We start from the raw sequence: 25,129 nt of genomic DNA on the forward strand, positions 1-25,129 counted from the left end.
GAATCGAAAAGTCGGAGGACGTTACACAACAAGATTCGTCGGATGAAAATCCGGTCAACGGATTACGAAGTCAGAATTCCCCCAAGGACGGGGACATCGAGTTGCTGGAGTTTGTTCACGGCTTGCTCGACGACTGGCAATCGGGCTTGATCTCGACGGATTGACAGGACAACCCCGTCGCCTAGTTCGCAGAGCAGGGCGGTTTCGCCGGAGGATTCGAATGCCGACGCCTTAAGAATCACCAACGAGAATCGACGCCCCAGGTCTCGAACGATGTTCCGTGTCGTCGAGGCGACCAATCGTTCATGAGCCATCGCATCGACATACCCGACGGGGATCCAAGTCAAGTTCTCTGCCACACTCTGACCAACGTCTTGCGTGGTCGCGTCGCCACGAAGCAGCTCCGCAAAACCATCCACCGCGATTTCCGTCGGTTGAATTCGCGGGCGAGCGTTGCTCAAATCACAATCGACAATCGCCGTCGACAAACCAGCCCTGGCAAACGCAGCCGCCAGTCCAAAGGCAACATTTGCAGCATCATCGTGCTTCGACATCCCGGCGACGACCAACGTCTCCAGAGATTGTGCATCTCGCGTTCGTTGCAAGATGGCTCGGATCGTATCGATTTCGCTGTTCCGAAGCTTTTCTCCTGGTGAATCAAAACTTTGGGCTAACGTCTTCGCGTCGAGTTGGCCGAGCATTCGCAGCCCCGTCCGTTGAGTCACTTCGTCAGTCGTCGCGACACGCTGAGCCAACAATTCCGGCGCGAGGAAGGCAAGTGCCGTCAGTCCGAGTACACCCGCAAACGCCAACAAACTCAACTTCTGTTTCTTGCCGACCTCGAGAATTTTCGGAGGTTCAGCCGGTTGCAGAATTTTGACGCGTGGCGGAGATTGCAACTCAATACGAAGGGCTTCGATTTCTTCAGCAACACGGTCTGCGACATCCGTGATTTGCGTGAGATCGGATTGCATCGTTTCCAATTCGAACGACTCGCTTCCCAACTTTTCGAGTAATTTCGCGTGCTTCTCGACTTCTTCTCTGAGCACTTCTTCCTGTCGAGCCAGAATCTCAAGCCGGGAAAGCGGCGGTTCAAATTCATTTGTCACTCCGGTGCCATCAGGCTTCGGAGCACTACGACGGCGTTGCGTGAGCAACTCGATTCGTTCCTTCAATGCGGATTCTATCGTCCGAAGTTCCTTCCGATAAGCGACGAGATGCGGGTGATTCCGATCGGCTACCACTCCCTCATACTGTGTGATCACGCTGCGAAGTTCGACGACACGCTTGGCCATCATTTGCACATCAATGTCATCCGCAGCCGCCGCCTGGATGGCAATGACATCGACTTGATCTTCCGCATCGGTTTTCTCGTCATTCGACGTTTGGACCGAAATCGGAATATTCGCCGTCGCCGAGGCTTCGACCTGGGCACGCATTAACTCCGCTCGCACCGCCGCATGTTCCTGACGAAGTTCCGCGAAATACTCCTCCGCCATCTGTTGCTTGACCGTCAACGCTTTGGAATCGCCGGTGCCTAGTTTCTCAGCTAACTCTTTGACCCGAGTTTGTTCTTTCTTGGCGTTACGGTTGGTCTCTTCGAAAATCCGTTCGAGTTCTGCCAACCGGGCCACTCGCGATTGACGATCAGCGTTGACCACCTTCTTGAGATAACTCGTAGTCACAGCATTGACGACCTTGGCCAACAGCTCTGGTTTTTGTCCGGACATCGAAACCTTCAAGAACTCCGGACTATCATCGACAGTCACCCAGACTTCGTCCCGCAACCATTCGATCGGGAATTTGATTTTTTGAATTTCAGGAATCTGACCGATCACAGGGTTTTTCAACACATCGGCCATCACGATCTGACTTTTCAACAGTGAAATTTGTGTTTGCCGGTAGGTGTCGAAATCTGTCGGACGTTCGGCGGTATCGAAAACCATGCGTGGTTCCACGGCCGCGATTTTCAGAACCGCCGTCGCAGTATAGTTAGCCGGATACAACTTCCAGACAGCCGCCGCGACCATCAACGCAAGCGGAAAACCTACCACGAGGATCGCCCACCACCGGCGTCTCACCGCATGCCAAACCCGTAACGGGTTGAGCATTGCGTTTTCGTCGGTATCTTTCGCCGGACGTGATCGACGACGTCCGATCCCCCCTGAAGGAGCGTCTTTGGTGGCGGTTCGTGCGGTAGAAGGAGTCGGCTTCGGCAAATCGGTCATGCCCATTCCCGTGAGACGTTCGGTATCGCAATGTCGAAAGAGGACACTGCAAGTCTACGAGGTCAGTCGGGAGCCCATCGAAGTTCCTGGCAAATTGCCGGCAATTCAACTGTTGATAACCGGCAACGCGACCGAACAACGCGAAGCGATCAACAGCACTTTACGCCCAACAACAGAAACACCCGACCAGTAATAACCGAAAGGCCAGGACTTTTCCATACTGGCCACGGGTATCAGAATTAGGACACGGTTTCGATTTCAGCCGATGCGGTCGTCGAAGGAGCCGGTAACTCGCCGCGTGAAACGAAATACCAGGCTCCTCCCAAAGCTGCGACGAAAATTGTCACCACGCGAAACGCAATCCCAGAGAGAAAACCGATGCTATCGGTCGAACCGGCAAGACCGTAAAGATACGCCATTGCGCCTTCCATCGCACCCACTCCACCCGGGAGGGGAACAATCACACCCGCCAATTGTGCCGGCGGGGAAAGCTGGAGGTGTGTCGAATAGTCGGGAATCTTGGCAACTCCTTGGACAGCCGCCGCTGCCAGATACATGGAGGAAATCGTCCCGATATGGGCCAAACAACTCACGAAAATCACCAACAACACGACTTTCCAACGCGATTGATACAGCCGAATCGAGTTAATCACGCCGCCGAACAAGCGACCGATCTTAGGCAATTCGACGAGTCTTCGGACCCAAATGTCGTGAGTTGTCCAAGGATGGAGCACAAGCAGAATCCCCACGCCCAATCCGGTTCCAACCCAGATGATCGTGGTGGCAATGATCTGAAATCGTGGATGTTCGCGGAGTGGCGTGTGGAGGGTCATCGCGATCGCGCCCACGATCAACAGCCCCGCCAGACCGACAATTCGGTCGAGCAAAACCGTGGCTAACGCGACCAATCGTCGTTCGGGTTGGCGTTTGACCAACAGCGAGGCTTTGACGACGTCTCCGCCCACCGCTCCGGGAGCGATGTAGTTAAAGACGTAACCGATGAACCCGAGCCGGATCGTATCTCGCCAAGAAAACTTGAGGTCTTGGGCCCAAATGAGCAGATACCAACGCGAATAAGTTAGCACCTGGGCCAGAAGACATAACCCAACTGCCCCGAAGAACCCCCACAAATTGACATTCGACCACTCCAATTGCCGAAAACTCTCGCCGTGCTTGGTGAATAGGAATCCGAGAATTCCGACCGCAACGAGCCATTTCAGCCAATTTTGGTTCTTGCTGATCCACTGGCCACAAAAACGCATGAATCGCAAATTGGGTGTCCGAAGAAATGTGGTGAGGGGGTTGGATTGTGGTTGCACACCGTATCGGATTGCCGAAAAACCCGCAATCCTGATGCAAGACACCCAATCGCCCCAGTCTGTCGAAACCGACATAACCTTCGACGAATTGGGTCTCATAACCCGATATTTCTCAACGACTTACAAAACATTAATTGCGGGACCTAGAATGCCGGTGAATTCGCTTGAGAAAACCGCTGACAGCGAGTATATTTCCAACGAGTCGCTCGACGCCGCAATGAACGATGAATGTTCTGGCGAAGAGCACGTTGGAATGGATTCCAACATACAGGCCCCAAAATCCCGCCACACTCCGAGGAGTTCAAGGATGAGCCACCTCAAGCTGTACCGTCCGTCGACAGGTCGTGAAGTCACCCTGCGTTTCGATGAACCAGAACGCGAAGTGATCCGGTTCCCGAAGTTTTCTCGTCGAGCCGTCGGCCGCTCCGGAATGAGCATCCTCAATCGAGCTCGTATCCTGCACGAAAACCGCACCTGTCCAGAATGCGAACATTGTGTCGTCGAACCGGTTGAACTAGACGACGCCGTTGTGAACTGCAATGGCATGCCAATTCCTGGCACAGCCACACTCGTTGGTTTTCACTGTGCCCGCTGCGAAAGCGAATGGCCGGTCTAAGGTCGTTTACTTTCGATCAGTTCTTTTTCCATGGTGGATGCGAAGCGAATCATCCGCATTCACCCAGAACTCTAAAGACTCTCAAACAGTCTCGGTTCGCATTCCGTCGCCGTCGTTGGTACTCTGTCGCCGTAAGAATTCGCGATAGGGAACCAACCGACGGAGAGTACGGATGCAATCGAATTGGGTTGTCTCGGCTGTAGTTGCGATCTCGACAACCATGGCTCAGGCCGGTGATTGGCCACAGATTCTCGGCGAGAATCGCGATGGCATCGTCGCGAGCGAAACCATTGCGGAACAGTGGCCGAATGACGGTCCGCCCGTGGTTTGGGAACGAGCCGTCGGAACGGGATTCTCCGGTGTGGCGGTCGTCGATGACGTTGCGATTCTGTTTCATCGCGTCGCGGGCAAAGAACGCGTCGAAGCGATGGAAGCAGCGACCGGTCGCGTGTTATGGACGGCCGACGCTCCCGCAACGTTCCAACCATCGTACACCAGCGACAATGGCCCGCGAGCTGTCCCGTTGATTCACGACGGCCACGTGTACGTTTACGGCGCGTTGGGGACGCTACGTTGTCTGACACTCGCCGATGGCAAAACCGTCTGGTCCCGTGATACGTTCGAGGACTACAACTCGAAACGGACGCGGCGGGGAGAACCGCCGGAAGGTTTCTTCGGCATTGGTAGCACGCCGATCGTGGCTGACAACAAACTGTTGGTCAACGTTGGCGGTGACGAAGCGAACGCGGGAATCGTGGCGTTTGATCTCAAGACCGGCAAAACGCTTTGGAAGAACACTGCCACACGAGCAAGTTACTCCTCGCCAACCACCGTCACTCTCGACGGGCAACCTCGGGTGATATTCGCCACACGATTCGAAGTGCTATCGCTCGATCCGCGGAATGGGAAAGTCGCTTGGCAGTTCCCCTTTGGCGAACCAGGACCAAACGTAACGGCCGCCAATCCGTTGATCATTGGCAATCGGCTGTTCATCTCCGCTAGCTATGGATTCGGTGCGGTCTTCGCGAAAGTGACCGCAAACACCGTGGAAGAAGTTTGGCGAAGCGATGATCTGCTTTCGAGTCAGTACACTACCAGCGTCCGCTTGCCGACAAGCGAAGACATCCATCTGATCGGGATTCACGGTCGGCAGGACATCGGACGAGCGGCACTCCGGTGCTTGGACGTCGAAGCCGAGAAAGTGCTATGGGAGCAAACCGAATTCGGTTACGCGACCTTGCTGCTCATCGGAGACAAACTTCTGGCGCTCAAAACCGACGGGGAACTGGTTCTCGCAGAAGTGACATCCGCCGGCTACAAAGAGTTGGCGTCTGCTCAAGTTCTCAGTGGTACCACAAGAGCGCTGCCGGCAATTGCGAACGGGAAACTCTTCATCCGCGATACAAAGACGCTGAAGTGCCTGGACCTCAGCGGGCGGTAGGGCCTATGCGGCAACACTTTCGCATTTGAGAGAGGGAAGGGGTGCCATGTCCACGAGATTGCGTGGACATGGTTCAAGATTCGAGCCTTACCGGCCCGTGCCCATCCCGAGCGGCCGGCAGGCCACCCAACGACTATGCAGATTGACGGTTGCCCGAACTCGCGAGCCATCCATTTGCAGGCATCGTTACGAAGTTGCACGGTTCACAATGCCGTGAGACACGGGCATCTGGTAGTCATCTAGTCTTTGTTGGTTCCTGGCAATTTGCCGGATTTGATCAGGTCGCCGAAGGTCGTGCCGCTTTCGCTTTTTTCCGACTCGATCTTCTTCAAGGCTGACTTGATTTTGTCCATTTCGCTGACATTCTTTTCCCCCAAAGCCTTTTCGAGGGCCGTGCCGTAGTCGTTTCGCTTGGTTTTCTTGCGGTTATCCGAAGTGGGGTGGCAGACGGCACATTTCGATTTGTCGATCTCTGCCTTCAAGCTGGAGTATTCGTCCGAGAAAACGGCCAGATATTTCGGACGTGCCTCGGCTTGGGGAGCATCGATTGCAATCACGGCCAAGGCGACAGCAGCAGAACCAAACATGAACAGCAAACGCGATGATTTCATAGGGACCTTCCTGGGGGATTCAAGGCCGGAAACGACAAGTGAGACGCCCCCGAACACGGGGCACGCGGGAATCGTGGTATAATTGATCTTCCCAACGCGAAGCAAGACCATCCGAGACTCTCGGACGGTCTTGCCACTTCTTCATGTCCGGATTCGGGAATCAACCGACACCCAATCCGTGAATTTGTTTTGCGAACTAGTCGGCAGCAACCGGCAGTTTGCCTTCTTTGAGCAAATCGCCGAAGGTCTTGCCTTCAACTTCACTGTCCATCTTGGCAACTTTGCCCAAAGCTTCTTTCAAAGCGTCGGCGTCTTTTTCGTTCTTTTTGCTCAGGCCTTTACCAAAACCTTTGCCGTAAGCGTTCCAGTTTTTCTTGTCGAGTTTGCCATCAGCTTTCGCGTGGCAAACGAAACAGTTGACGGTGTTTTCCTTCGCCACGTTTTCGTATTCGGTTTTGAAGGCTTTGAGGTATTGTGGACGGGCTTCGCTGGTGGATGGGCTCAGCAAGAAAGCCCCAGCAACAGCCAGAACAGGTACCAAATTCAGCATTCCACGCATCATGTTCCTCCCAAGTGTCCTAGAAAATTAAAACATCCAGTTGATGGACTCGTTCTGCCGTCCCACGAATTCACACGCTCCAAGGTGCGGTCGCGTTGGCAGATCCGACATCTCAGACGAATCCACCACAGCTGATTTGAGTCGCGAACCCATTAGAAACCTGCCGCGTGGCAGTGTCAACTGTGCAAGATACGGCAGGCAGGAAATCCCACGATCCCACGAAAAGCTGGCCGCTAATTGAGGTTAGCATCTCGCGAGAGGAAATCCTGTTGTGTCAATGGGGAATTCCGTCTACAACCCGTCGCGACATTCCTCAGCAGGACACCTTTTCCTATGTTTCGCTTTCCCATTCCTACGCCGTGGCGGGCTGCTACTTCTTGGCGTGTTTGGCTCACAGCCGCGTTTGGTCTTGTGATCGGACTGGTCGTTGCTTGGGGCGCGAACCGGGTCCCCGCGAACGCCAATTCCGTCATCGAGCTTCACCAACCGGCATCACGAACGGCTCTCGCCGGCCCGCGATTCCGCATCGGTAGTTTCAACATTCGTGGCGGAAAGAACCGAGCGAACGATTTCGACATCTCAAGAACAATTTCTGCATTACAACGACATCAATTAGACGTCGTCGGACTGAGCGAAGTCCACGGATACGCCTGGGGAGAGTTTCCCAATCAGGCGGTTGAACTTGGGGCAGCGCTGAATCGTTCCGCGGTCTTCGTGCCGACCGAACGCCGTTACTGGCATGACCATTTTGGAAATGGTTTGCTGACAAACGTCGAATTGGGGGCGATCCATTGGATCCCGCTTCCTGGGACGCAGGGGAAGAAGTTTCGGAACGCGGTTCTTACCAACTTCCAAGTCGGCGATACCACCGTGAACTTTCTGACCGTACACCTCGACCGCGTCAAGGATCGCCCACACCAGTTGCAGCAGATTCTCACGTTGTTTAATTCCCTGAGCAAGCCAGCAATCTTAGTGGGCGATCTGAACACAACCGCAGACGACCCTCAGTTGGCCGATTTGCTGGCTCGCGAAGACGTTCACGACGCTGTTGCCGAGGGCCTGGGCGATCCAGTCGCTCGTCGAATCGATTGGATTCTCACTCGCGGTCTGAAAACCGTCGATGCGGATTGTATCGACGAGGGGGCGTCTGATCATCCGTTGGTCTGGGCGGAACTTGAGGTCGTTTCCGACTGACCCGACCATCCCGGAAAAACCGCGTTCCCGACGAACACGCGATGCTTGAAAGATTTCGGCCAATTGGCGACGATGGGACGTTCTTCCGAATGTATCCACGAGTCCCGTAAGACTTTGCCGCCGTTATGATCTGTGTCAGTATTGGTCGTTCTCGCCACGAACGCATGATTGCCGAACACAAGCTCCTTGCCGAACAGGGGGCGGAGTTGGTCGAATTTCGTGTGGACTGGCTTGGCCGATCGCCAGATGTCGTCAAGCTCTTACACGATCGGCCGACTCCCTGCGTGATTACCTGTCGTCGCCCGGAAGACCGCGGACGCTGGCGTGGAAACGAGGAGCAACGTAGAACGGTTCTTCGCACCGCGATTGTCTCGGGCGCGGATTACGTCGACATCGAAGAAGATATTGCCGACGAAATCAAACGATACGGATCGACCAAGCGAATCGTCAGCTATCACAATTTCGATGAGACGCCCGCTGACTTGGAAGATATCCACAAGCGGATCTGCGGGAAAGATCCCGATATCGTCAAAATCGTGACCACCGCGAATGCACACTCCGATGTCGTGCGGATGATGAAACTCGTCCAGAACGCGAGTGTGCCGACGGTCGGCTTCTGCATGGGTGAAGTGGGCATCCCCAGTCGTATTCTTTGCGGCAAATATGGCGCCCCGTTCACCTACGCGACATTTAGCAAGGAACGACAACTCGCCCCGGGACAGTTATCGTTCGAGGACATGCAGCAGACTTTCGGATACGACCAGATCGGTCCGCGGACTCAGCTTTTCGGAGTGGTGGGTGATCCGATTGCACATAGCCTTAGTCCCCAAATTCACAATGCCGCGTTCCGAAAAGATGGCGTTGATGCCGTCTACGTACCATTCCGCATTTTCAAAGGTCAATTCCCCGCGTCGCTGGAAGCGTTGGAATGGCTCGACATTCGGGGTCTGAGTATCACGATTCCCCACAAACAAGCCACGCTCGAAATCGCCAAGCAACTCGAAGACTCCGTGAAGGAAATCGGAGCCGCGAACACGCTTTATCACAACGACCAAGGCGAATGGCGAGCCGCCAATACCGATTACGATGCCGCCCTAAAGTGCATGCTCAGTGGTTTCAAACGACGTGGCGACGCCGAACCGAGTTTGGTCGGTCGGGACGTCTTGATGCTCGGTGCGGGCGGTGTGGGACGTGCTGTGGGCAAGGCGGTTGTAAAGAACGGCGGACGACTGACAATTACCAACCGCTCTCCGCAAAAAGCCGCCGAACTGGCCGCCGAACTGAAATGCCAAACGACTCCGTGGGCCGACCGGGAGTATGCGGATTTCGATTTGCTCGTGAATTGCACATCGGTCGGGATGCACCCCGATGTGGACGTTTCGCCATTCGAAGAAGACTGGTTCCCGGAAAACGCCGTTGTCTTCGACACGGTTTATACACCCGAGAACACGCTCTTCTTGAAACAGGCCCGTCGACGTGGCTGTCATGTCGTGGCGGGCACGGAAATGTTTGTCCGTCAGGCTGCCGTGCAGTATGAACGGTTCACCCATCGAACCGCTCCCGTGGAAACCATGTTGAAAACCCTTCGCCGGATCATCTCTCCGGTGCATCTCTCCTGAGCACCGAACGAAATGGCTCTGTCCTGATTGATCTTATCCTCATTGCTCAAAGTCTTCGGTCATGATTCTCTCACTCATCGGATATCGTGGAAGCGGCAAAAGCACCGTCGCCGCCATCTTGGCACAACGTTTGGGATGGGCTTGGGTCGATAGCGACCGCGAAATCGTGCGACGAACCGGCCGACAGATTCGAGAGATCTTCGGCACCGACGGCGAACCGGCCTTCCGTGAGTTAGAACGTCAGGTTTTATCGGAGTTGCTGTCTCGAAGTGAATTTGTGGTCGCCACCGGTGGCGGAGCAATTCTGAACGAAGACACTCGGGCTCAGATGAAAACTGCCGGCGCGGTTGTTTGGCTCACCGCGTCGATCGATACGCTCACCGCACGACTCGCCAGCGACGTCAACACCGCCGATGACCGACCGAACCTAACCGATGTCGGTGGTCGAAGTGAAATCGAAAGCATGCTGGCTCAACGCAACCCGATCTACGCCGAGTGTGCCGATATCACACTCCCCACTGACGACACCGATCCCGAAACGCTCGCTGGTCAAATCATCTCTGCCATGCCACGGTGGGATGCGAAGGGAGAACCGGCGTGACGGCCGAGGATTTGTGGATGGGGATCGTGCTGGCATGGTTGTTCGTGCTTGGGAGTGTGATCGGTAGTTTTCTCAATGTCTGCGTTCATCGCTTTCCGAAGCACGAACGGCTGAAGGACCAACTCCGCAGCATTTGGTGGCCGCCATCGCATTGCCCGCGGTGTAAGTCGTCCATTCATAAACGAGACAACATTCCGATTCTTGGGTGGATTCTACTCAAAGGCCGCTGCCGAACCTGCGCTCTACCAATATCCGCGCGGTATCCGATTATCGAATTCCTCAACGGCACACTGTTCGTGCTGGTGTATCTGTTCGAAGTCCCACACGAGTTTCGCACTCAGATTTTTGAGAGCTGCGGTTTCTGCCCGATCGGACCGCAGATCCTGCCGGACGCCGTCTCCTTTTCGGATGCGATGCTCCTGCACTGGCGATACGCCTATCACATGGTGTTGTTCGAGGCTTTGCTGGTTGCCAGCTTGATCGACATCGACACCACGACCATTCCTGACGGATCCACCGTTCCCGCGATGATCGTCGGAATCATCGCCGCCGGTGTGCTCGGCCAAGTGTGGATGATCCCGGTTTGGTTTGAAGATCCCCTTTTTGCAGGTTTGGCTCCTGAGTGGAGCCAAGGGTGGTTCGGCACACTCGTCCGTCCGCCGCTCACTGCGGTGCCGAATTCCCTGGCCTTAGGCCCTGGTGATCGCTTGCTCATACCGCAATGGGTCCTGACGCATCCGCATCTCCACGCACTCGCGGTCAGTGTGGTCGGTTTGGTAGTTGGTGGCGGAGTCGTGTGGCTGATTCGCATTATCGGGCAACTCGCCTTGCGACGCGAAGCCCTCGGGTTCGGCGACGTGATTTTGATGGGGCTCGTCGGTAGTTTTCTCGGGTGGCAAGCCACGCTCGTAGCGTTCCTGATCGCCCCGTTTTGTGCAATGTTTATGCTGCTCATCCGAGTCATCGCCCGCAATGATGGATTCATTCCGTACGGCCCGTATCTCAGTCTTGGCACTTTACTCGTCGTGCTGTTCTGGAATCGATTGTGGCCCATGGTTGGTCATTGGTTCTCGACCGGCCCATGGGTGATTCTGTTCGGGGCGTTCTTCTTATTTCTGATGTTTCCGGCACTCCTGGTGACGCAAACCATCAAACGGGCACTTGGCTTTCCCGATCCGCCGCCGTTCGGTTGGGTCGAGGAAACTTGGACCGCCGCCGACCAAACTCAATACCAAGCCGGTGAGTTCGTCGACCGCGACCGCCAATCTTGGTCGACAGCCGATCAATGGCCCGGTAAAACAGCTGCGAACGGGACGCTGTACGAGGAACGTTGGCGGAACAACGGCGGGCCGACCGGTTGGCCCGAACCTTGATGCCACCAAACATGTCCGCAAGATGAGCCTTCTCCATCGCTGCGTTCCCAACTGACAACTGACAGACCTTCACAATGATCAAGATTATCGACTACGGCATGGGCAACTTGCGAAGTGTGCAAAAAGCCCTGGAAAAATTGGGATTCGAAGCCACGCTCTGCGGCAGCGCCGATGAACTGCATGGAGCAGAAAAACTGATTCTGCCCGGTGTGGGTGCGTTTCGAGATGCGATTGCCGCGTTGAAAGAACACGGCCTCGTCGATGCCATTCGCGAGCACATCGCCGCCGATCGACCGTTCCTGGGAATCTGCCTAGGGCTACAACTGCTGTTCGATAAAAGTTACGAAGACGGCGAGTATGAAGGCCTGGGAATTGTGCCCGGCGAGGTGGTCCGGTTTGAAGATCAACCCGGATTGAAAATCCCGCACATGGGTTGGAACCAGCTGCAGCCAGCCGGTTCACCGCGATTGCTTGAGGGCATTCCGTCGGAGTCGCACTTCTATTTCGTGCACAGTTTCTACGTGGTTCCCCGCGATGAGGACGTCATCGCCGCCCGCTGCGAACACGGCACGACTTTCACAGCCGCCATCGAACGTGGCAACCTCTTCGCCACGCAGTTTCACCCTGAGAAAAGTCAAAACGCGGGACTCAAACTGCTCCGGAATTTCGCGGAGTTAAGCTGAGGTCAAAGCGTATTCGGTTTGTCACGACTCTGTGAGCGATGCTGTTTTCGGTGCATCGCCCGACACAACTCACGGAGCCGTGGTACCCGCTATTCGATTACTCGTCCAAGTCGTCGTCATCACTAACGACGTGGTATTCTTCGCCTTCGAATTCGACAATATCACCGGGAACGAGTTGTCGTCGTCGACGGGTTTCTGTCTCGCCGTTGACCATGACTTGGCCGTCTTGAATCAACAGTTTTGCTTGTCCGCCGGTGCCGACGACACCAGCGAGTTTCAGGAATTGATCGAGGCGGATGGTCTCCGGTGCGGTTTCGTCAGACATTCGTCGCCTCTTGCTTCGTCACGCCCTGTTGAAACCGCACTTCACCACCGACCAACACCTGCTTGACTCGTCCGCGAACTTCCCAACCACCAAACGGGGTATTGCGGCTGTGCGAGTGGAATTCGTTCGGGTCAATTGTCCATTTTTCGGTAGGATCGAAGATCGTCACATCGGCGGCGGCACCGACCGCGAGTGTACCGTGATCAATTTTCAGGATTGTCGCGGGACCGATCGTGAGTTTACTGATCAATTCCAGCCAGGTCAGATGATTCGGCTCGATCAGTGTTCCAATGCAAATTGGCAGCAACGTCTCCAAGCCGACGATTCCCGACGGTGCCAAATCGACTTCGCCCGTTTTTGATTCCTCCGTGTACGGCTGATGGTCGGAGGAAATCGCATCGACGGTGCCGTCTTTCAAACCTTCGATCAAAGCCGCAACGTGATCTCTCGGTCGCAACGGGGGATCAACTTTGTAGTTCGAATCGAAGTCGGTGAGGTTTGTGTCGGTCAACGCGAGGTGATGAGGCGTGATGTCGCAGGTGACGTGAATGTCGTTCTGTTTCGCGTCGCGAATCTGTTGAATGCTGCGTCGGACCGACACACTCATCAGGTGCAACCGTCCGCCCGTCAACGCAGCCAACGAGACATCTCGACTGACCATGATGTGCTCGGCAGCGGCCGGAATGCCACGTAATCCCAAGAGAGTCGAGATGTACCCTTCGTGCATCACGCCACCGGTGGCCAGTTCCGGGACTTGGGGATGCTCGAAGATGCTGCGGTCAAACATCCGTGTGTATTCCAATGCCCGTCGCATGATCTCGGCGTTGGCGATCGGATGTTTCGCATCAGTCAACGCGACAGCACCGCCGTCGAGCAGTTGCCCGATTTCCGCGAGTTCCTGGCCTTCATGATTCTTCGTCACGGCCCCCAACGGGAACACGCGACAATTGTTCGCTCGGCCCGCTTGCAGCAGAAGGAACTCGGCACTGGCGCGGTTGTCGACCACGGGCGAGGTATCGGGCAGACAAGCCACGCTCGTAAAACCACCTGCCAAAGCAGCGGCCGTTCCACTGGCGACACTTTCGTCGTCTTCGGTACCGGGTTCGCGGAACGCCACGTGCGTATCGATGAACCCCGGACAAACAATACAGCCCGATGCATCAATTTCCCGATCGCCCGGCCCGACGTTTTCGCCGATCGCAGCGATGACGCCATCTTCAATCAACACGTTGGCCGGCTGATCATAGTTCTGAGCGGGATCGATGACCCGACCACTGTGAATCAATAAACGCGACATAAATGACTGACTACTTCAGTTGGATCATCGATTGTTGTTGAACGTCACTCACCACAGAAAACAGGATTTTGGGACTAGGATCAAGGATTTCGCTAGAACACCAAGTCCCGGACAATCCGGTTCTAAAAACCCCTTACCCCTAAATCCCAACCCCTAACTCTCGTCCCAACCGTTGAGCAAATACAAACACGCCATGCGAATCAGCAATCCATTCGTAACCTGATCCAAAATGGCAGAATGCGGACCGTCCGCGACTTCGGGAGTAATCTCCACGCCTCGGTTGATCGGCCCCGGTGCGAGGATTAGTACATCCTGTTTGGCTCGTCGCAGCCGATCGCCGTTCATGCCGAACAAGTGAGCATATTCCCGAATCGAAGGAAAAAAGGCACCGCGTTGTCGTTCGAATTGCACGCGGAGCAAATTGATGCAGTCACACTCCGGTACGATCGCATCGAAATTCGTGGCGACTTCCACACCGAGTTCTTCGATTTGCGACGGAATCAACGTGGCCGGTCCGCAAACGATGACGCGAGCCCCGAGTTTTTTCAGGCCCCAAATGTTCGACCGTGCTACCCGGCTGTGACGAATATCGCCCACGAGGGCTACCGTTTTCCCGTCGAGCGGGCCGCGTTTTTCACGGATGGTGAAGATGTCGAGCAACGCTTGCGTTGGGTGTTCGTGGGTGCCGTCACCGGCGTTGAGCACACCGGCGTCGAGTTCCTTCGCCAACATGTGTGGAGTGCCCGGCGTCTTGTGACGAACCACCACCTGTGAGACGCCCATCGCTTCGATGGTGCGGGCGGTGTCGATGAAGGTTTCGCCCTTCGAAAGACTGCTGCCCGCCGCGGAAAAATCGACCGTGTCCGCACTGAGCCGCTTCGCTGCCAGGCTGAAACTAGTGCGGGTTCGCGTCGAGGCTTCGAAGAACAAATTGGCGACGACGGTCCCGGTCAGGCAATTTGTCTTCGTGATGCCTTCCGCTGCCATCGCTTTGAACGCAGCGGCCTGATCGAGAATCAGGTTGATTTCATCCGGCGAAAGTTCTTGCAGCCCCAACAAATGCTTCCGACACCATGCCTTGCGGTATTGAGGATCAAGGTCCGTAGAGGCAGCCATCATGGGGGTTAGCTTACAGTGCGCGGAAATTGAGGATTGTTTTCGGGATCGTAACAGCGATACAGGACGACTTCAATTGTCGAAGTTGTCGACGACCGGAAACCGCAACCGTCACGGTGGGGCGTTTCCCATGTACGGACGGATTCAGTACGATGATGGAATCCTGGCGATGGTTCGCTTTGCCTTGTTATCTCGTAATTGGATTGAACGAACGAAATCATGGATGCCGCTGCTCCCGTCGACTTCTCTCAAATTGCCGCCGAACTTAATCTCAAAGAGCCCCAAGTTCGCAAAGTCACCGCACTGTTGGACGATGGCAACACCGTGCCGTTCATCACGCGGTACCGGAAAGAGCAAACCGGCAATCTCGATGAGGAAGTCATTCGGCAGATTCAGGAGAAAGTCGAATCGCTGCGGCAAGTCTCCGAACGACGCCAAGCGATCCTTCGGTTAATCGAATCGCAAGGTAAACTGACGGCCGAGTTACGCGCGGAAATCGAGTCCGCCGATTCACTCAAACGACTCGAAGACTTGTATCTGCCCTATCGCCCGAAACGCCAATCCCGCGCGACCAAAGCGAAAGACCGCGGTTTGGAACCGCTCGCCGATGCGATTTGGAACCAAACGATCAACGATCTGAACACGTCCGCGGCGGAGTATGTTAACGCTGACAAGGAAGTCAATTCAGTCGAAGAAGCCCTCAGCGGGGCATCGGATATTCTTGCCGAACGCATTAGCGAAACAGCCGCCGTTCGTGATGCCTGTCGGAAACTTGCCAACGATACCGGCACGCTCGAAATTCAAGCCACAAAAGAGGGCAAAGAAAACGGCAGCGATTTCCGTGACTATTTCGACTACAGCGAACGGGTCGCAAAAATTCCGCCGCACCGCGTGATGGCCATTAATCGGGGCGAAAAGACCGGCATGTTGCGGGTGAAATTCGGTTGGAACGACGCCCGCGCCGCAGTGACGGTGTCTTGCCATTACCGTTTCCCGGATCATCGGTTTTCTCAATTCTTGACCGAATGCGCAGCCGACGCATTGTCGCGGTTGATCAAACCGAGTTTGGAACGGGAAATCCGACGGGAACTCACTGAAGCGGCCGAACGCCACGCCGTCGAAGTCTTCGCACAAAACCTGCGGAGTTTGTTACTCGGAGCACCATTGCCAAGCACACGCGTCGTAGCGATCGATCCCGGTTTTCGCACGGGTTGCAAAATTGCGGCGCTTGATGAATCCGGTAATTTGCTGGCTCACGATGTGATTTCGATCCTGGGCAAAGAGGAACAACAAGCCGAAGCTCGGCAGAAACTGCACGACTTTCTCGTCGAACACAACGCAAAACTCATCGCCATCGGTAACGGAACTGCTTGTCGGGAAACCGAAGAACTCGTTTCCGATCTCATCGAGCAATCGCTGCCGGATGCGCGGTATGTAGTTGTGAATGAAGCCGGCGCCAGCGTGTACTCCGCGAGTTCCGTGGCGAGGGATGAGTTTCCGAATCTCGACGCCACAGTCCGTGGCACGGTTTCCATCGGTCGTCGGTTGCAAGATCCGCTCAGTGAGTTGGTCAAAATCGAACCGCAACACATTGGCGTCGGGATGTACCAACACGATGTCGGCGAAAAACGCTTGCAGGAATCGCTCAGCCACGTCGTCGAATCATGCGTAAACTTTGTCGGCGTCGATTTGAACACCGCAAGTGCGTCGCTGTTGAAACACGTCTCCGGTTTCAATCAGTTGGTCGCCCGGCGAGTGGTTGAATATCGGGAAAAGAACGGGCGGTTCGAAAACCGTCAGCAACTCATGGACGTTGCGGGCATCGGGGAAGCCACATTCACGCAAGCGGCAGGGTTCCTGAAAGTTCCCGGCAGTGCCGAACCGCTGGACGCCACATGGATTCATCCGGAAAGTTACGACGCCTCGCGAAAAATTTTGGAACGACTCAATCTCTCGCCTCAGGAAATTCTAAAAGGTGATGAAGCCGTCCGCGGTCGCTTCCGTGAACTCGACCCCAAAACGCTTGCGACGGAACTGGGCATCGGTCTGCCGACGTGTCGGGACATCCTTGAAGCACTCGCTAAACCCGGACGCGACCCGCGTGCCGAACTTCCCGGCGTGTTGTTCAAGAAGGGTGTGTTGAAGCTCGAAGACCTCGCCGATGGCATGAAGTTGCAGGGCACCGTGCTGAATGTCGTCGACTTCGGGGCCTTCGTGGACATTGGCCTCAAAGACAGCGGTCTGGTGCACATCAGCAAATTGGCCAACCGTTTCGTGAGCAACCCGCACGAGATTGTGGCGGTCGGGGATGTCGTCACGGTTTGGGTATTGAACGTCGATCTCGAACGTCGCCGCGTTTCCTTGACGATGTTGCCGCCGGAGTCGGCGTGATGCCGGCCAATTTGCGGTTGTTCATCGCGGTGCCGATCCCCGTCACGACGGTCATCGAATCCGTCCGCGAAGAACTCCGTGAACTCGGCACTGGTCTCCGAGTTAGCCGCGATGACACGCTGCACCTCACCGTCAAGTTCCTCGGCGACACACCACGTAACCGCGTGCCGGAAATTGAATCGGTCCTGCAGGAAACTCTGTCCGACCAAACCGTGTTCCCATTGCAGTTCCGTGGAATTGGTGCGTTCCCGAAACCCACTCGACCTTCAGTGGTTTGGATCGGTGTGACAGATAATCCACTACTCAATTCAATTGCCACACGCCTAGAGGACAACCTAAACGCAATTGGCTTTCCTAAGGAGGATCGTCCATACCATCCACACATCACAATCGCACGAGTCCGCCGTGGCTGCCAGTTGAATCTCAGCAGTCTTTGTCAGAACCATCAAAAGACTGAACTAGGAACACAGTCCGCGACTCCCTTTGTGCTCTACGAGTCCATTCTCAACAATGGTCCACATTCTAATGGTCCGCTTTATAACGCCCTTAGCGAAATCTCTTTGTCATAGAAGCCGTCGACGATCCAACAAACTCGTGCAAACATCGTCAAGAATGAGAGATGGATTTTAGAGATTTGTCCTTGATCGAAACTCGCTAAAATACTGGATCTTCAAACTCTTGCTCCGGCTCTAGCATTAGGAATTGACCGGTGTGCACGGCAATCATTTGGCTACGCCACAAGTGACGGATCCCCACGTTCACCGAGTAGCGATAGATTCCCGGCTGGGATCCACAAAGTTCGATAACGAATGGCATCGGGTAACCATCAGACAGGACCATCGTTCCGAACGACTCGACGCCACCCGCCTCTCGTGATGCCGGTATTACATAATCCGCAGTGACTTGCCCACCAACTGCAGCTTTCTCTAGCGTCGCGGAATAGGTCACTGGAACTCGAAACAACTCTTGTTTGGGAACGGACGACTGTGCAACGAAATTCAAACCATGGGGTTTGGGCTCATAAGAGTCGATCTGAATTGTAACCGACTCCACTTCAAGCCAAGAGATTTGATGTCGCTTCGTAATTGTAAACCGAACTCTCTGTTTGCCGACTGGTGTTTCCGCAATATCAAAGGCAGTTGCAGTTCCATCGTCCTGAGACGCAACTTGCAGATACTTCACGACCGGCGACACTTGAGGTTCACTCAGGTAGACCATATCGAAGGTTTGCCGTTCAGCGACCAGGATGCCAATTGTCCCGACGACACTACATAACAGGACGAAGATCGAAAACACCCTCACTCGCATCGAACGCCGAAGTGGCCTCGCCTTTCGTGAGGGTTGTGTTCCTGCCGGCAAATACAATTTGTAAGCGGCCTCGTCGGGTTCGACACGATCTGTCAGCGAGGAAAAGCAAAACCAAGCGGCTAACAGCAGACCCACACAGACTGCGAAGAATAAGTCCAATGGGTCGTGCACAATTCCAAAAACAGAACCAGCATACCCACCCGCGAGAATCAATAGCCCAACCACCCCAAGAAACGATTCCATCGACTGACGCATGGCTTCACCAATCCCAAAAAGATTATTTCCAATGAAGCAAGCACACTCGATAAAAGACGAGTGCGCGAAAACGCGTGCAACTTAGCTGCTTTGGATTGGGACTCACACGTTCCGAAATGCCAAGCCCTGACACAAAACCGAAACATTCATCCACCAACCTAGAAATCGTACGATGATCGGTTTGACCTAGCAATCTTGAACGCATTTCGTCCTCGGAAGCCCGGATATGATCTGGTGAAATCTTGGACCACCGGAGTGGACTGCACGAGTGGTCCACTTAACGCATTCAGTCGAGATCTCAGCGTTGCCTTGCTTGAAACCGCGGCCTCGTCAAAACTAAAGACCGACGCAACACCTCAATGCGGCGTCTGGAACGTCAAACTTTCGTCACCATAGGAGCGCGACTTATGAACCCCAATACGAATTCGACACGCCGAGATTTTCTCATCAACACGGCCGCTGCTTCCGCTGCCGCCTCGGTGTTCACGGTTTTGCCCTCCCATGTATTGGGTCGCGATGGCAATTCGCCCAACGACAGGATCTCGCTGGGCGTCATCGGAATCGGTCCGCGTTGCACGTACGATTTGACATCGATGCTGAAGTTTTCCGATATCCGTTGCGTCGCAATTGCCGACGTGCAGGCCAAGCGACGTGACGCCGGCAAGAAACTAGTCGACGGTCACTACCAGAACAATGACTGTGTTTTATACCGCGACTTCCGCGAGTTACTTGATCGGAAAGACATCGACGCCGTGCTGATCGCCACTGGTGACCGGTGGCACGCGGCAGCTTCGATTCTCGCGGCCAAGGCTGGCAAAGATGTTTACAGCGAGAAACCCTGTGGCATCACTATTGAGGACTGTCAGGAACTCGCTGATACAATGAACCGCGAAAAACGTGTGTTCCAAGCCGGTACACAACGCCGCAGCGTTCCGAATTTCCAAAAGGCCGTCGAGATGGCTCACTCGGGTCAGCTTGGGAAACTGCACACGCTGCACGCGTCGATCTACACACCGGTGCTCGACAACACTTGGCTGCCGGCGGAAAAACAACCGCCGCAGGACGTGGTCGATTGGAATCTGTGGTTGGGTCCGGCGGCATGGCGTCCGTACAACGAAGCCTACGTCAACGGGAAGTGGCGAGGACAATGGGATTTCGACTCCGGTGCCCGGTTGCTCGATTGGGGTGCTCATACGGTCGACTTATGCCAATGGGCGAACCAAGCCGACGACACCATGCCAATCGAGTATGAACCAACCGACAAGAACATCATCTGCCGCTATGCGAATGGCGTGAAACTGGTGATCGATTTTCTCCAGGACCCATTTGGTGATCGTTCGCCGCACTACATCACGCGACTGGGAACTTGCCCGGTGCGTTTCGTGGGTGATGAAGGTTCCGTGGAAACCGGAGATAGCGGCGAAATCGTTGTAAAACCCGAAAAGCTCGCCGAAGAATTAGGATCGCAATACAAACGCATTCGCGGATTGGATGTCACCGCTCACTCGCGAAACTTCTTCGATTGCATCCGGTCCCGTGAGAAGACGGCCGCAAATGCCGATGTCATGCGACGATCCCACATTGCCAGTCATGCTGCTGCAATCGCCTGGATCCTCGGACGCAAACTCCAATTGGACCCCGTCAAAGAAGAGTTCATCAACGACGCCGAAGCCAACTTATTACGCTCCCGAGCGGCTCGGAATTGGGCAACGTAAATCGTCGCCAACCCAAATGCTTTGACCGTCCACTAGCTCCGGGAGCAGGGTACCGTTCGAATCAGCGAGGACTGAGCACCGGGAGATCGACACGTTGTAAGACGCGAGCCTGTCGGTCTTCCGGAGTTGTTTCCGGACTGCCCGCGTCAACTGTTCCCCTTGCCGCGTTGTCGAATTGGTAGGTCCGTAGAGCTGCGAATGCAGTTCTGTCGTAGCGGTTTGTAGAGCCGATTCAATGAATCATCAAAGGATTAGTCTTCTATCAGTCGCTTTCGGATTCGCCGAAGTTCTTCTCGGCGGTCATCCGAGACTTCCGGATAATGAATGTCTAACGATTTGAGCTGCTCTAAGATAATCTGGGCGACAATCAGCCGCATGTTCTTTTTATCGTCGGCGGGGACCACAAACCAAGGAGCATGTTCTGCCGCAGTGGCGTTGATCGCATCCTCATAGGCCTGTTGATAGTCGTCCCAGTAACCACGTTCGGTGACATCGCCTTCGGAAAACTTCCAATTCTTTTCTGGTTCATCGATACGGTCGAGAAATCGCTCACGTTGCTCGTCACGCCCGAGATGCAGAAAGAACTTTAGGACTTTCGTACCGCTTCGCCAGAGGTGTTTCTCGTAGTCGCGAATGGATTCATAGCGATTGTTCCAGAGCTTATCCAGGTCTTCAGTGGCCCTCTGAGGTAGCTGTTGATTTTCAAGCACGATCTCTGGGTGGACTTTGACGACGAGAACTTCCTCATAGTACGAGCGATTGAAGATTCCGATCTGTCCCCGCTGAGGCAGACGAATCGTCGTCCTCCAGAGGAAGTCGTGTTCGAGTTCATTCGAGTTCGGCTGCTTGAACGCATGCACAACAACTCCGTGAATATTCACGCCCGACATAATCGCCCGGATCGTGCCATCCTTGCCGGCGGCGTCCATCGCCTGAAAGATCAACAGCATCGAGTAACGATCATGCGCATACATCATCCGTTGCAAGTCATTAATTTCGTCCTGAAACTCCTCTAGCAGTTCTTGATATTCCGCCTTGTCCCGATAGACATCTTTGACTTTCGTCTTGTGTTCCTTGACCTTAAGCCTCTTCGCGCCGGTCACGATATAGTCTTTGGTGTCGATGCGAACGTGCATGAGATTGATCTCGCCTTGGACTTTATCCTCATCGAACCAGTGGATTCATCCACTGATGCCAGAGTCATCCGATGAAGAGCTTGCACCGACAATCGTAAACTCGGATATCCTAGAACGAAAATCACTTCCCCAAAGAACTTTGAGAGCCTAACCCCCTGGTCCTTTTCCTGCCGAGAAATTGCCTACGGAATTGCTCATCAAGTTATCCACGAAAAATGCCCACAAGGACTATCAATAAGTCCTTGTGGGCATTTGAGTTAGATTGGACGTGACAGGACTCGAACCTGTGACCTCCACGATGTCAACGTGGCGATCTAGCCAACTGATCTACACGTCCGTTGGGTTGTTAACGAAATGTATGTCGTTGGGCGGAAATTGTCAAACGCGCCGTGTGCGGAAAGCGGAAAATCAGGCGGTTTTTCGAAGGGAAGTTGGCAGAGATGATGGACAGTCGGCGACGATTTCGTCAAAATGCCGTGTCTCTCGGTCGATCTCAAAGCCGTTCCCGTCCCAATGGGTGCGGTATTGTTCAGCAGAATTCTGCGAAACACGGTTTATTGCATCTTCTGCGGACATAGAAGACCGTCAGCCGGTCTAGGAGTTTTCATGCTTGACGATCCGCTCCCGTTGTTCCCTGTCGTCCGTCCGATTTCCGGCCATATTCGGCCGCCGGGCTCGAAAAGCCTGACGAATCGGGCGTTGATCGTTGCTGCGCTGGCAGAGGGAACTTCGCGGTTGACGGGCGTGCTTGATAGCACCGACACCCAAGTCATGATTGAAAGTCTGCGACGTCTCGGTATTGTGCTGCGTCACGATGCCGACAACTGTATCGTGGAAATCGAGGGATGCAGTGGCACACTTCCGGCCCGCGAAGCGAAGTTGTATGTGGAAAACAGCGGGACGAGCATCCGTTTCCTAACTGCCTTATGCGCAACGGGTTCAGGTCGGTTTGAACTCGACGGGAACTCTCGAATGCGGGAACGGCCCATTCAAGACCTTGTCGATACGCTCAATACCTTAGGGGTTCAAACGCGTTGCGTGCTTGGCACGGATTGCCCGCCACTCGAAGTGATTTCATCGGGATTGCCTGGTGGAACTGCGACGATTGATGGCTCGGTGTCGAGCCAGTACCTTAGCGGGTTGTTGATGTCGGCGGTTGCGGCGCGTGAACCAATTGAATTGGTCACTTCTACGGAACTGGTCTCGAAGCCATATGTGGAAATGACCCTCGGCGTGATGGCTCGCTTCGATGTCGATATCGAACGCCCCGACGCCTCTCGGTTCCGAATCAATCCGCAAAGGTATCGCAGCACGAATTTCGAAATCGAGCCCGATGCATCGGCGGCAAGTTACTTCTTTGCGGCCGCCGCAATTTCGGGTGGCGAAGTGACGGTCGAAGGGCTGTCGCGGAGCGCGTTGCAAGGGGATGTCAACTTCGTCGATGCCTTGGAACAAATGGGATGTGAACTTGTCGAAAACACGAACTCCTTGACCGTTCGCGGCGGCGTACTTCGCGGGATCGACATCGACATGAACGCCATCAGCGACACGGCTCAGACGTTGGCCATTGTCGCGGTGTTCGCCGACGGACCGACGACCATGCGAAATATCGGTCATGTGCGTTTCAAAGAAACCGACCGTATTGCGGCCGTTGCCACTGAACTCAAGCGGGCGGGAATCGTGGTCGAAACGACCGAAGACAGCCTGACGGTTCATCCGGGCCCCGTGCAGCCAGCGGTAATTCAAACCTACGACGACCATCGGATGGCGATGAGTTTCGCCTTGCTGGGATTGCGGGCCGATGGAATTCAGATTGCCGACCCCGGTTGCACGGCGAAGACGTATCCGCGTTACTTCGAAGACTTGGCAGCCTTGACCGCCTCGGCTCGATAGCGTCAGTATGCCAGCCCACCCCTCCCAAGTGTCGCCACGCGAACTCGCTTACCGAGTGCTGCGGCAAAATCGCACCGAGTCCGTGTTTATCGACGAACTCCTCGATCGTGAGTTGACGAATAGCCAACTCTCCCCTGTGGATCGCGGTTTGACGATGGAACTCGTCTACGGCGTCACCCGTCGGAAGATGACACTCGATGCCGTGATAACAGCGTTTCTGGAACGCCCCCGGAAATTGATCGAAGACGATCTCTGGTTGTTGCTGCAACTCGGCGTGTATCAACTTGTGATGTTGGACTCGATTCCCATGCATGCGGCCGTTCATGAGACGGTGGAAGTCGCCCGGCAATCGGGTTCCGTGCGTTGGACCGGTTTGCTGAACGGTGTGCTACGAGCGGTCGGAAGACACATGACGGATGATGTCGTCACAAACGCGGCCAGCAATGCCGTACCGTTGACGGCCGGTCGGTTTCGTCGGTTGCGGAAGTCCGTCTTCGAAGACCTTGAGAAACAACCGGTCCGGCATTTCGCGTCGGCGTTCAGTTTTCCGCGATGGCTAGCGAAGCGTTGGCACGAGCGATTGACGTTTGAGGAATTACGCGACTTGGGTTTTTGGTTCAATACGCCGCCCCCGCTTTGGCTGCGGGTCAATCTGGTCGGACATGCGGGGGATGTCGAGCAAACCCGCCGCCAAATCATCGAACGCTTTCGATCTGAGAGTTACGATTGTGAGGCAGGGGAGTTGCCGGAGTCGATTCGTATGCTGAGTGCGGTTCGCCCAGAGTCGTTGCCGGGCTTTGAGGATGGCCTGTTCACCGTGCAAGACCTGACCGCCATGCGAGCGGCCAACTGGCTCGATCCTCACCCTGGCGAAACGGTCCTCGATTTGTGTGCCGCTCCTGGTGGAAAGACGACGCACCTCGCGGAACGCATGCAGAACCAAGGCCAATTGATTGCTACCGACATCCGTCCTCAGCGTCTCGCGCGAGTTACGGAGAACGCCGAGCGATTGAAGCTGACGGTCATCGAACCGCAATTGACTCAGCCCGACGGTTCAGACACTCCGGAGGGACCGTTCGATGCGGTGCTCGTCGATGTCCCGTGTTCGAACACGGGGGTGCTAGGTCGTCGACCCGATGCACGGTGGCGAATTCGTCCAGACGATTTAGCCGACTTGACTCCACTGCAGAATCGTTTGCTACAAACGGCTTGCGAGCGGGTTCGCTCCGGCGGGCGGGTGTTGTATTCGACTTGCAGCATCGAACCGGAAGAGAATCGCGGAATCGTGGATGCAGTCCTGGCTGAGCGTTCCGATTTTGAACTCATCAAAGACCAAACCCACCATCCCGGTTGCCCGGCGGATGGTGGGTACTTGGCGTTGCTGCTTCGGAAATAAGTCCGAACGGGTGTCACAGTTCGGCGAGCCATGCTGAGACGCACCCGCGAAAG

21 protein-coding genes and 1 tRNA gene are annotated in these 25,129 nt (G+C 55.0%); 12 read left to right on the forward strand and 10 right to left on the reverse strand.

Going from position 1 to position 25,129, the window contains the following annotated elements:
* Nucleotides 1-62: 62 nt before the first annotated feature.
* Nucleotides 63-2,228 carry a GumC family protein gene (locus AC5DDB_RS07270; RefSeq protein WP_491739033.1) on the reverse strand — a complete coding sequence of 722 codons (2,166 nt, stop codon included), beginning with the start codon at nt 2,226-2,228 and terminating at the stop codon, nt 63-65.
* Between the two features lie 239 nt (nt 2,229-2,467).
* Nucleotides 2,468-3,490, reverse strand: a complete 1,023-nt coding sequence (locus AC5DDB_RS07275) for a lysylphosphatidylglycerol synthase transmembrane domain-containing protein (RefSeq protein ID WP_491739034.1) — start codon at nt 3,488-3,490, stop codon at nt 2,468-2,470.
* 364 nt (nt 3,491-3,854) lie between these two features.
* Between AC5DDB_RS07275 and AC5DDB_RS07280 the strand changes: the two genes are divergently transcribed.
* Nucleotides 3,855-4,163: a hypothetical protein gene (locus AC5DDB_RS07280; protein ID WP_491739035.1), complete on the forward strand. Its 309-nt coding sequence runs from the start codon at nt 3,855-3,857 to the stop codon at nt 4,161-4,163.
* A gap of 172 nt (nt 4,164-4,335) precedes the next feature.
* Nucleotides 4,336-5,604, forward strand: a complete 1,269-nt coding sequence (locus AC5DDB_RS07285) for a PQQ-binding-like beta-propeller repeat protein (protein WP_491739036.1) — start codon at nt 4,336-4,338, stop codon at nt 5,602-5,604.
* Nucleotides 5,605-5,843: 239 nt separating this feature from the next.
* Here the strand turns inward: AC5DDB_RS07285 and AC5DDB_RS07290 are convergent, their stop codons facing one another.
* Nucleotides 5,844-6,215, reverse strand: coding sequence for a hypothetical protein (locus tag AC5DDB_RS07290; protein ID WP_491739037.1), 372 nt, complete (start codon nt 6,213-6,215; stop codon nt 5,844-5,846).
* 196 nt (nt 6,216-6,411) lie between these two features.
* The gene (locus tag AC5DDB_RS07295) at nt 6,412-6,765 is read right to left on the reverse strand and encodes a hypothetical protein (RefSeq protein WP_491739038.1); all 354 of its coding nucleotides are present in this window, start codon (nt 6,763-6,765) and stop codon (nt 6,412-6,414) included.
* Nucleotides 6,766-7,107: 342 nt separating this feature from the next.
* On the opposite strand from AC5DDB_RS07295, the gene AC5DDB_RS07300 reads away from it, so the two are divergent.
* The 5 genes from AC5DDB_RS07300 (at nt 7,108) to hisH (ending at nt 12,244) form a co-directional block, all read left to right on the forward strand.
* Nucleotides 7,108-7,968 (forward strand): endonuclease/exonuclease/phosphatase family protein, encoded by an 861-nt coding sequence (locus AC5DDB_RS07300; protein ID WP_491739039.1) that lies wholly within the window; start codon nt 7,108-7,110, stop codon nt 7,966-7,968.
* Between the two features lie 125 nt (nt 7,969-8,093).
* Nucleotides 8,094-9,587 (forward strand): shikimate dehydrogenase, encoded by a 1,494-nt coding sequence (gene aroE, locus AC5DDB_RS07305; RefSeq protein ID WP_491739040.1) that lies wholly within the window; start codon nt 8,094-8,096, stop codon nt 9,585-9,587.
* Between the two features lie 61 nt (nt 9,588-9,648).
* The gene (locus tag AC5DDB_RS07310) at nt 9,649-10,188 is read left to right on the forward strand and encodes a shikimate kinase (RefSeq protein WP_491739041.1); all 540 of its coding nucleotides are present in this window, start codon (nt 9,649-9,651) and stop codon (nt 10,186-10,188) included.
* Nucleotides 10,185-11,561: a prepilin peptidase gene (locus tag AC5DDB_RS07315; RefSeq protein WP_491739042.1), complete on the forward strand. Its 1,377-nt coding sequence runs from the start codon at nt 10,185-10,187 to the stop codon at nt 11,559-11,561. The genes AC5DDB_RS07310 and AC5DDB_RS07315 overlap by 4 nt, the downstream gene beginning before the upstream one ends.
* Before the next feature lie 74 nt (nt 11,562-11,635).
* Nucleotides 11,636-12,244 (forward strand): imidazole glycerol phosphate synthase subunit HisH, encoded by a 609-nt coding sequence (gene hisH, locus AC5DDB_RS07320; protein WP_491739043.1) that lies wholly within the window; start codon nt 11,636-11,638, stop codon nt 12,242-12,244.
* Nucleotides 12,245-12,341: 97 nt separating this feature from the next.
* Here the strand turns inward: hisH and AC5DDB_RS07325 are convergent, their stop codons facing one another.
* The 3 genes from AC5DDB_RS07325 to AC5DDB_RS07335 form a co-directional block, all read right to left on the reverse strand.
* Entirely contained in the window at nt 12,342-12,569 is a 228-nt protein-coding gene (locus AC5DDB_RS07325; RefSeq protein ID WP_491739044.1) for an RNA-binding S4 domain-containing protein, read from the reverse strand.
* Nucleotides 12,562-13,866 carry a dihydroorotase gene (locus AC5DDB_RS07330; protein WP_491739045.1) on the reverse strand — a complete coding sequence of 435 codons (1,305 nt, stop codon included), beginning with the start codon at nt 13,864-13,866 and terminating at the stop codon, nt 12,562-12,564. The genes AC5DDB_RS07325 and AC5DDB_RS07330 overlap by 8 nt, the downstream gene beginning before the upstream one ends.
* 153 nt (nt 13,867-14,019) lie before the next feature.
* Nucleotides 14,020-14,985: an aspartate carbamoyltransferase catalytic subunit gene (locus tag AC5DDB_RS07335; protein WP_491739046.1), complete on the reverse strand. Its 966-nt coding sequence runs from the start codon at nt 14,983-14,985 to the stop codon at nt 14,020-14,022.
* 216 nt (nt 14,986-15,201) lie between these two features.
* Here AC5DDB_RS07335 and AC5DDB_RS07340 point away from each other — a divergent pair, with 216 nt between their 5' ends.
* Both AC5DDB_RS07340 and thpR read left to right on the forward strand, forming a co-directional pair.
* Entirely contained in the window at nt 15,202-17,373 is a 2,172-nt protein-coding gene (locus AC5DDB_RS07340) for a Tex family protein (protein ID WP_491739047.1), read from the forward strand.
* On the forward strand, nt 17,373-17,942 hold the full coding sequence (gene thpR / locus AC5DDB_RS07345) for an RNA 2',3'-cyclic phosphodiesterase (protein ID WP_491739048.1): 570 nt from the start codon (nt 17,373-17,375) through the stop codon (nt 17,940-17,942). Before AC5DDB_RS07340 ends, thpR begins: the two co-directional genes overlap by 1 nt.
* 85 nt (nt 17,943-18,027) lie before the next feature.
* On the opposite strand, the gene AC5DDB_RS07350 is transcribed toward thpR, so the two are convergent.
* Entirely contained in the window at nt 18,028-18,936 is a 909-nt protein-coding gene (locus AC5DDB_RS07350) for a hypothetical protein (RefSeq protein ID WP_491739049.1), read from the reverse strand.
* A gap of 407 nt (nt 18,937-19,343) precedes the next feature.
* On the opposite strand from AC5DDB_RS07350, the gene AC5DDB_RS07355 reads away from it, so the two are divergent.
* Entirely contained in the window at nt 19,344-20,651 is a 1,308-nt protein-coding gene (locus tag AC5DDB_RS07355; protein WP_491739050.1) for a Gfo/Idh/MocA family protein, read from the forward strand.
* Nucleotides 20,652-20,902: 251 nt separating this feature from the next.
* On the opposite strand, the gene AC5DDB_RS07360 is transcribed toward AC5DDB_RS07355, so the two are convergent.
* Both AC5DDB_RS07360 and AC5DDB_RS07365 read right to left on the reverse strand, forming a co-directional pair.
* Entirely contained in the window at nt 20,903-21,787 is an 885-nt protein-coding gene (locus AC5DDB_RS07360; RefSeq protein ID WP_491739051.1) for a polyphosphate kinase 2 family protein, read from the reverse strand.
* Between the two features lie 263 nt (nt 21,788-22,050).
* Nucleotides 22,051-22,124, reverse strand: a tRNA-Val gene (locus AC5DDB_RS07365).
* A gap of 269 nt (nt 22,125-22,393) precedes the next feature.
* Here AC5DDB_RS07365 and aroA point away from each other — a divergent pair.
* A complete protein-coding gene (gene aroA, locus AC5DDB_RS07370) occupies nt 22,394-23,680 on the forward strand; it encodes a 3-phosphoshikimate 1-carboxyvinyltransferase (RefSeq protein ID WP_491739052.1) in 1,287 nt (428 codons plus the stop codon).
* A 7-nt stretch (nt 23,681-23,687) separates the two neighbouring features.
* A complete protein-coding gene (rsmB, locus tag AC5DDB_RS07375) occupies nt 23,688-25,076 on the forward strand; it encodes a 16S rRNA (cytosine(967)-C(5))-methyltransferase RsmB (protein ID WP_491739053.1) in 1,389 nt (462 codons plus the stop codon).
* Nucleotides 25,077-25,129: the final 53 nt, after the last annotated feature.

The sequence above is a fragment of the Thalassoroseus sp. genome (assembly GCF_984380535.1).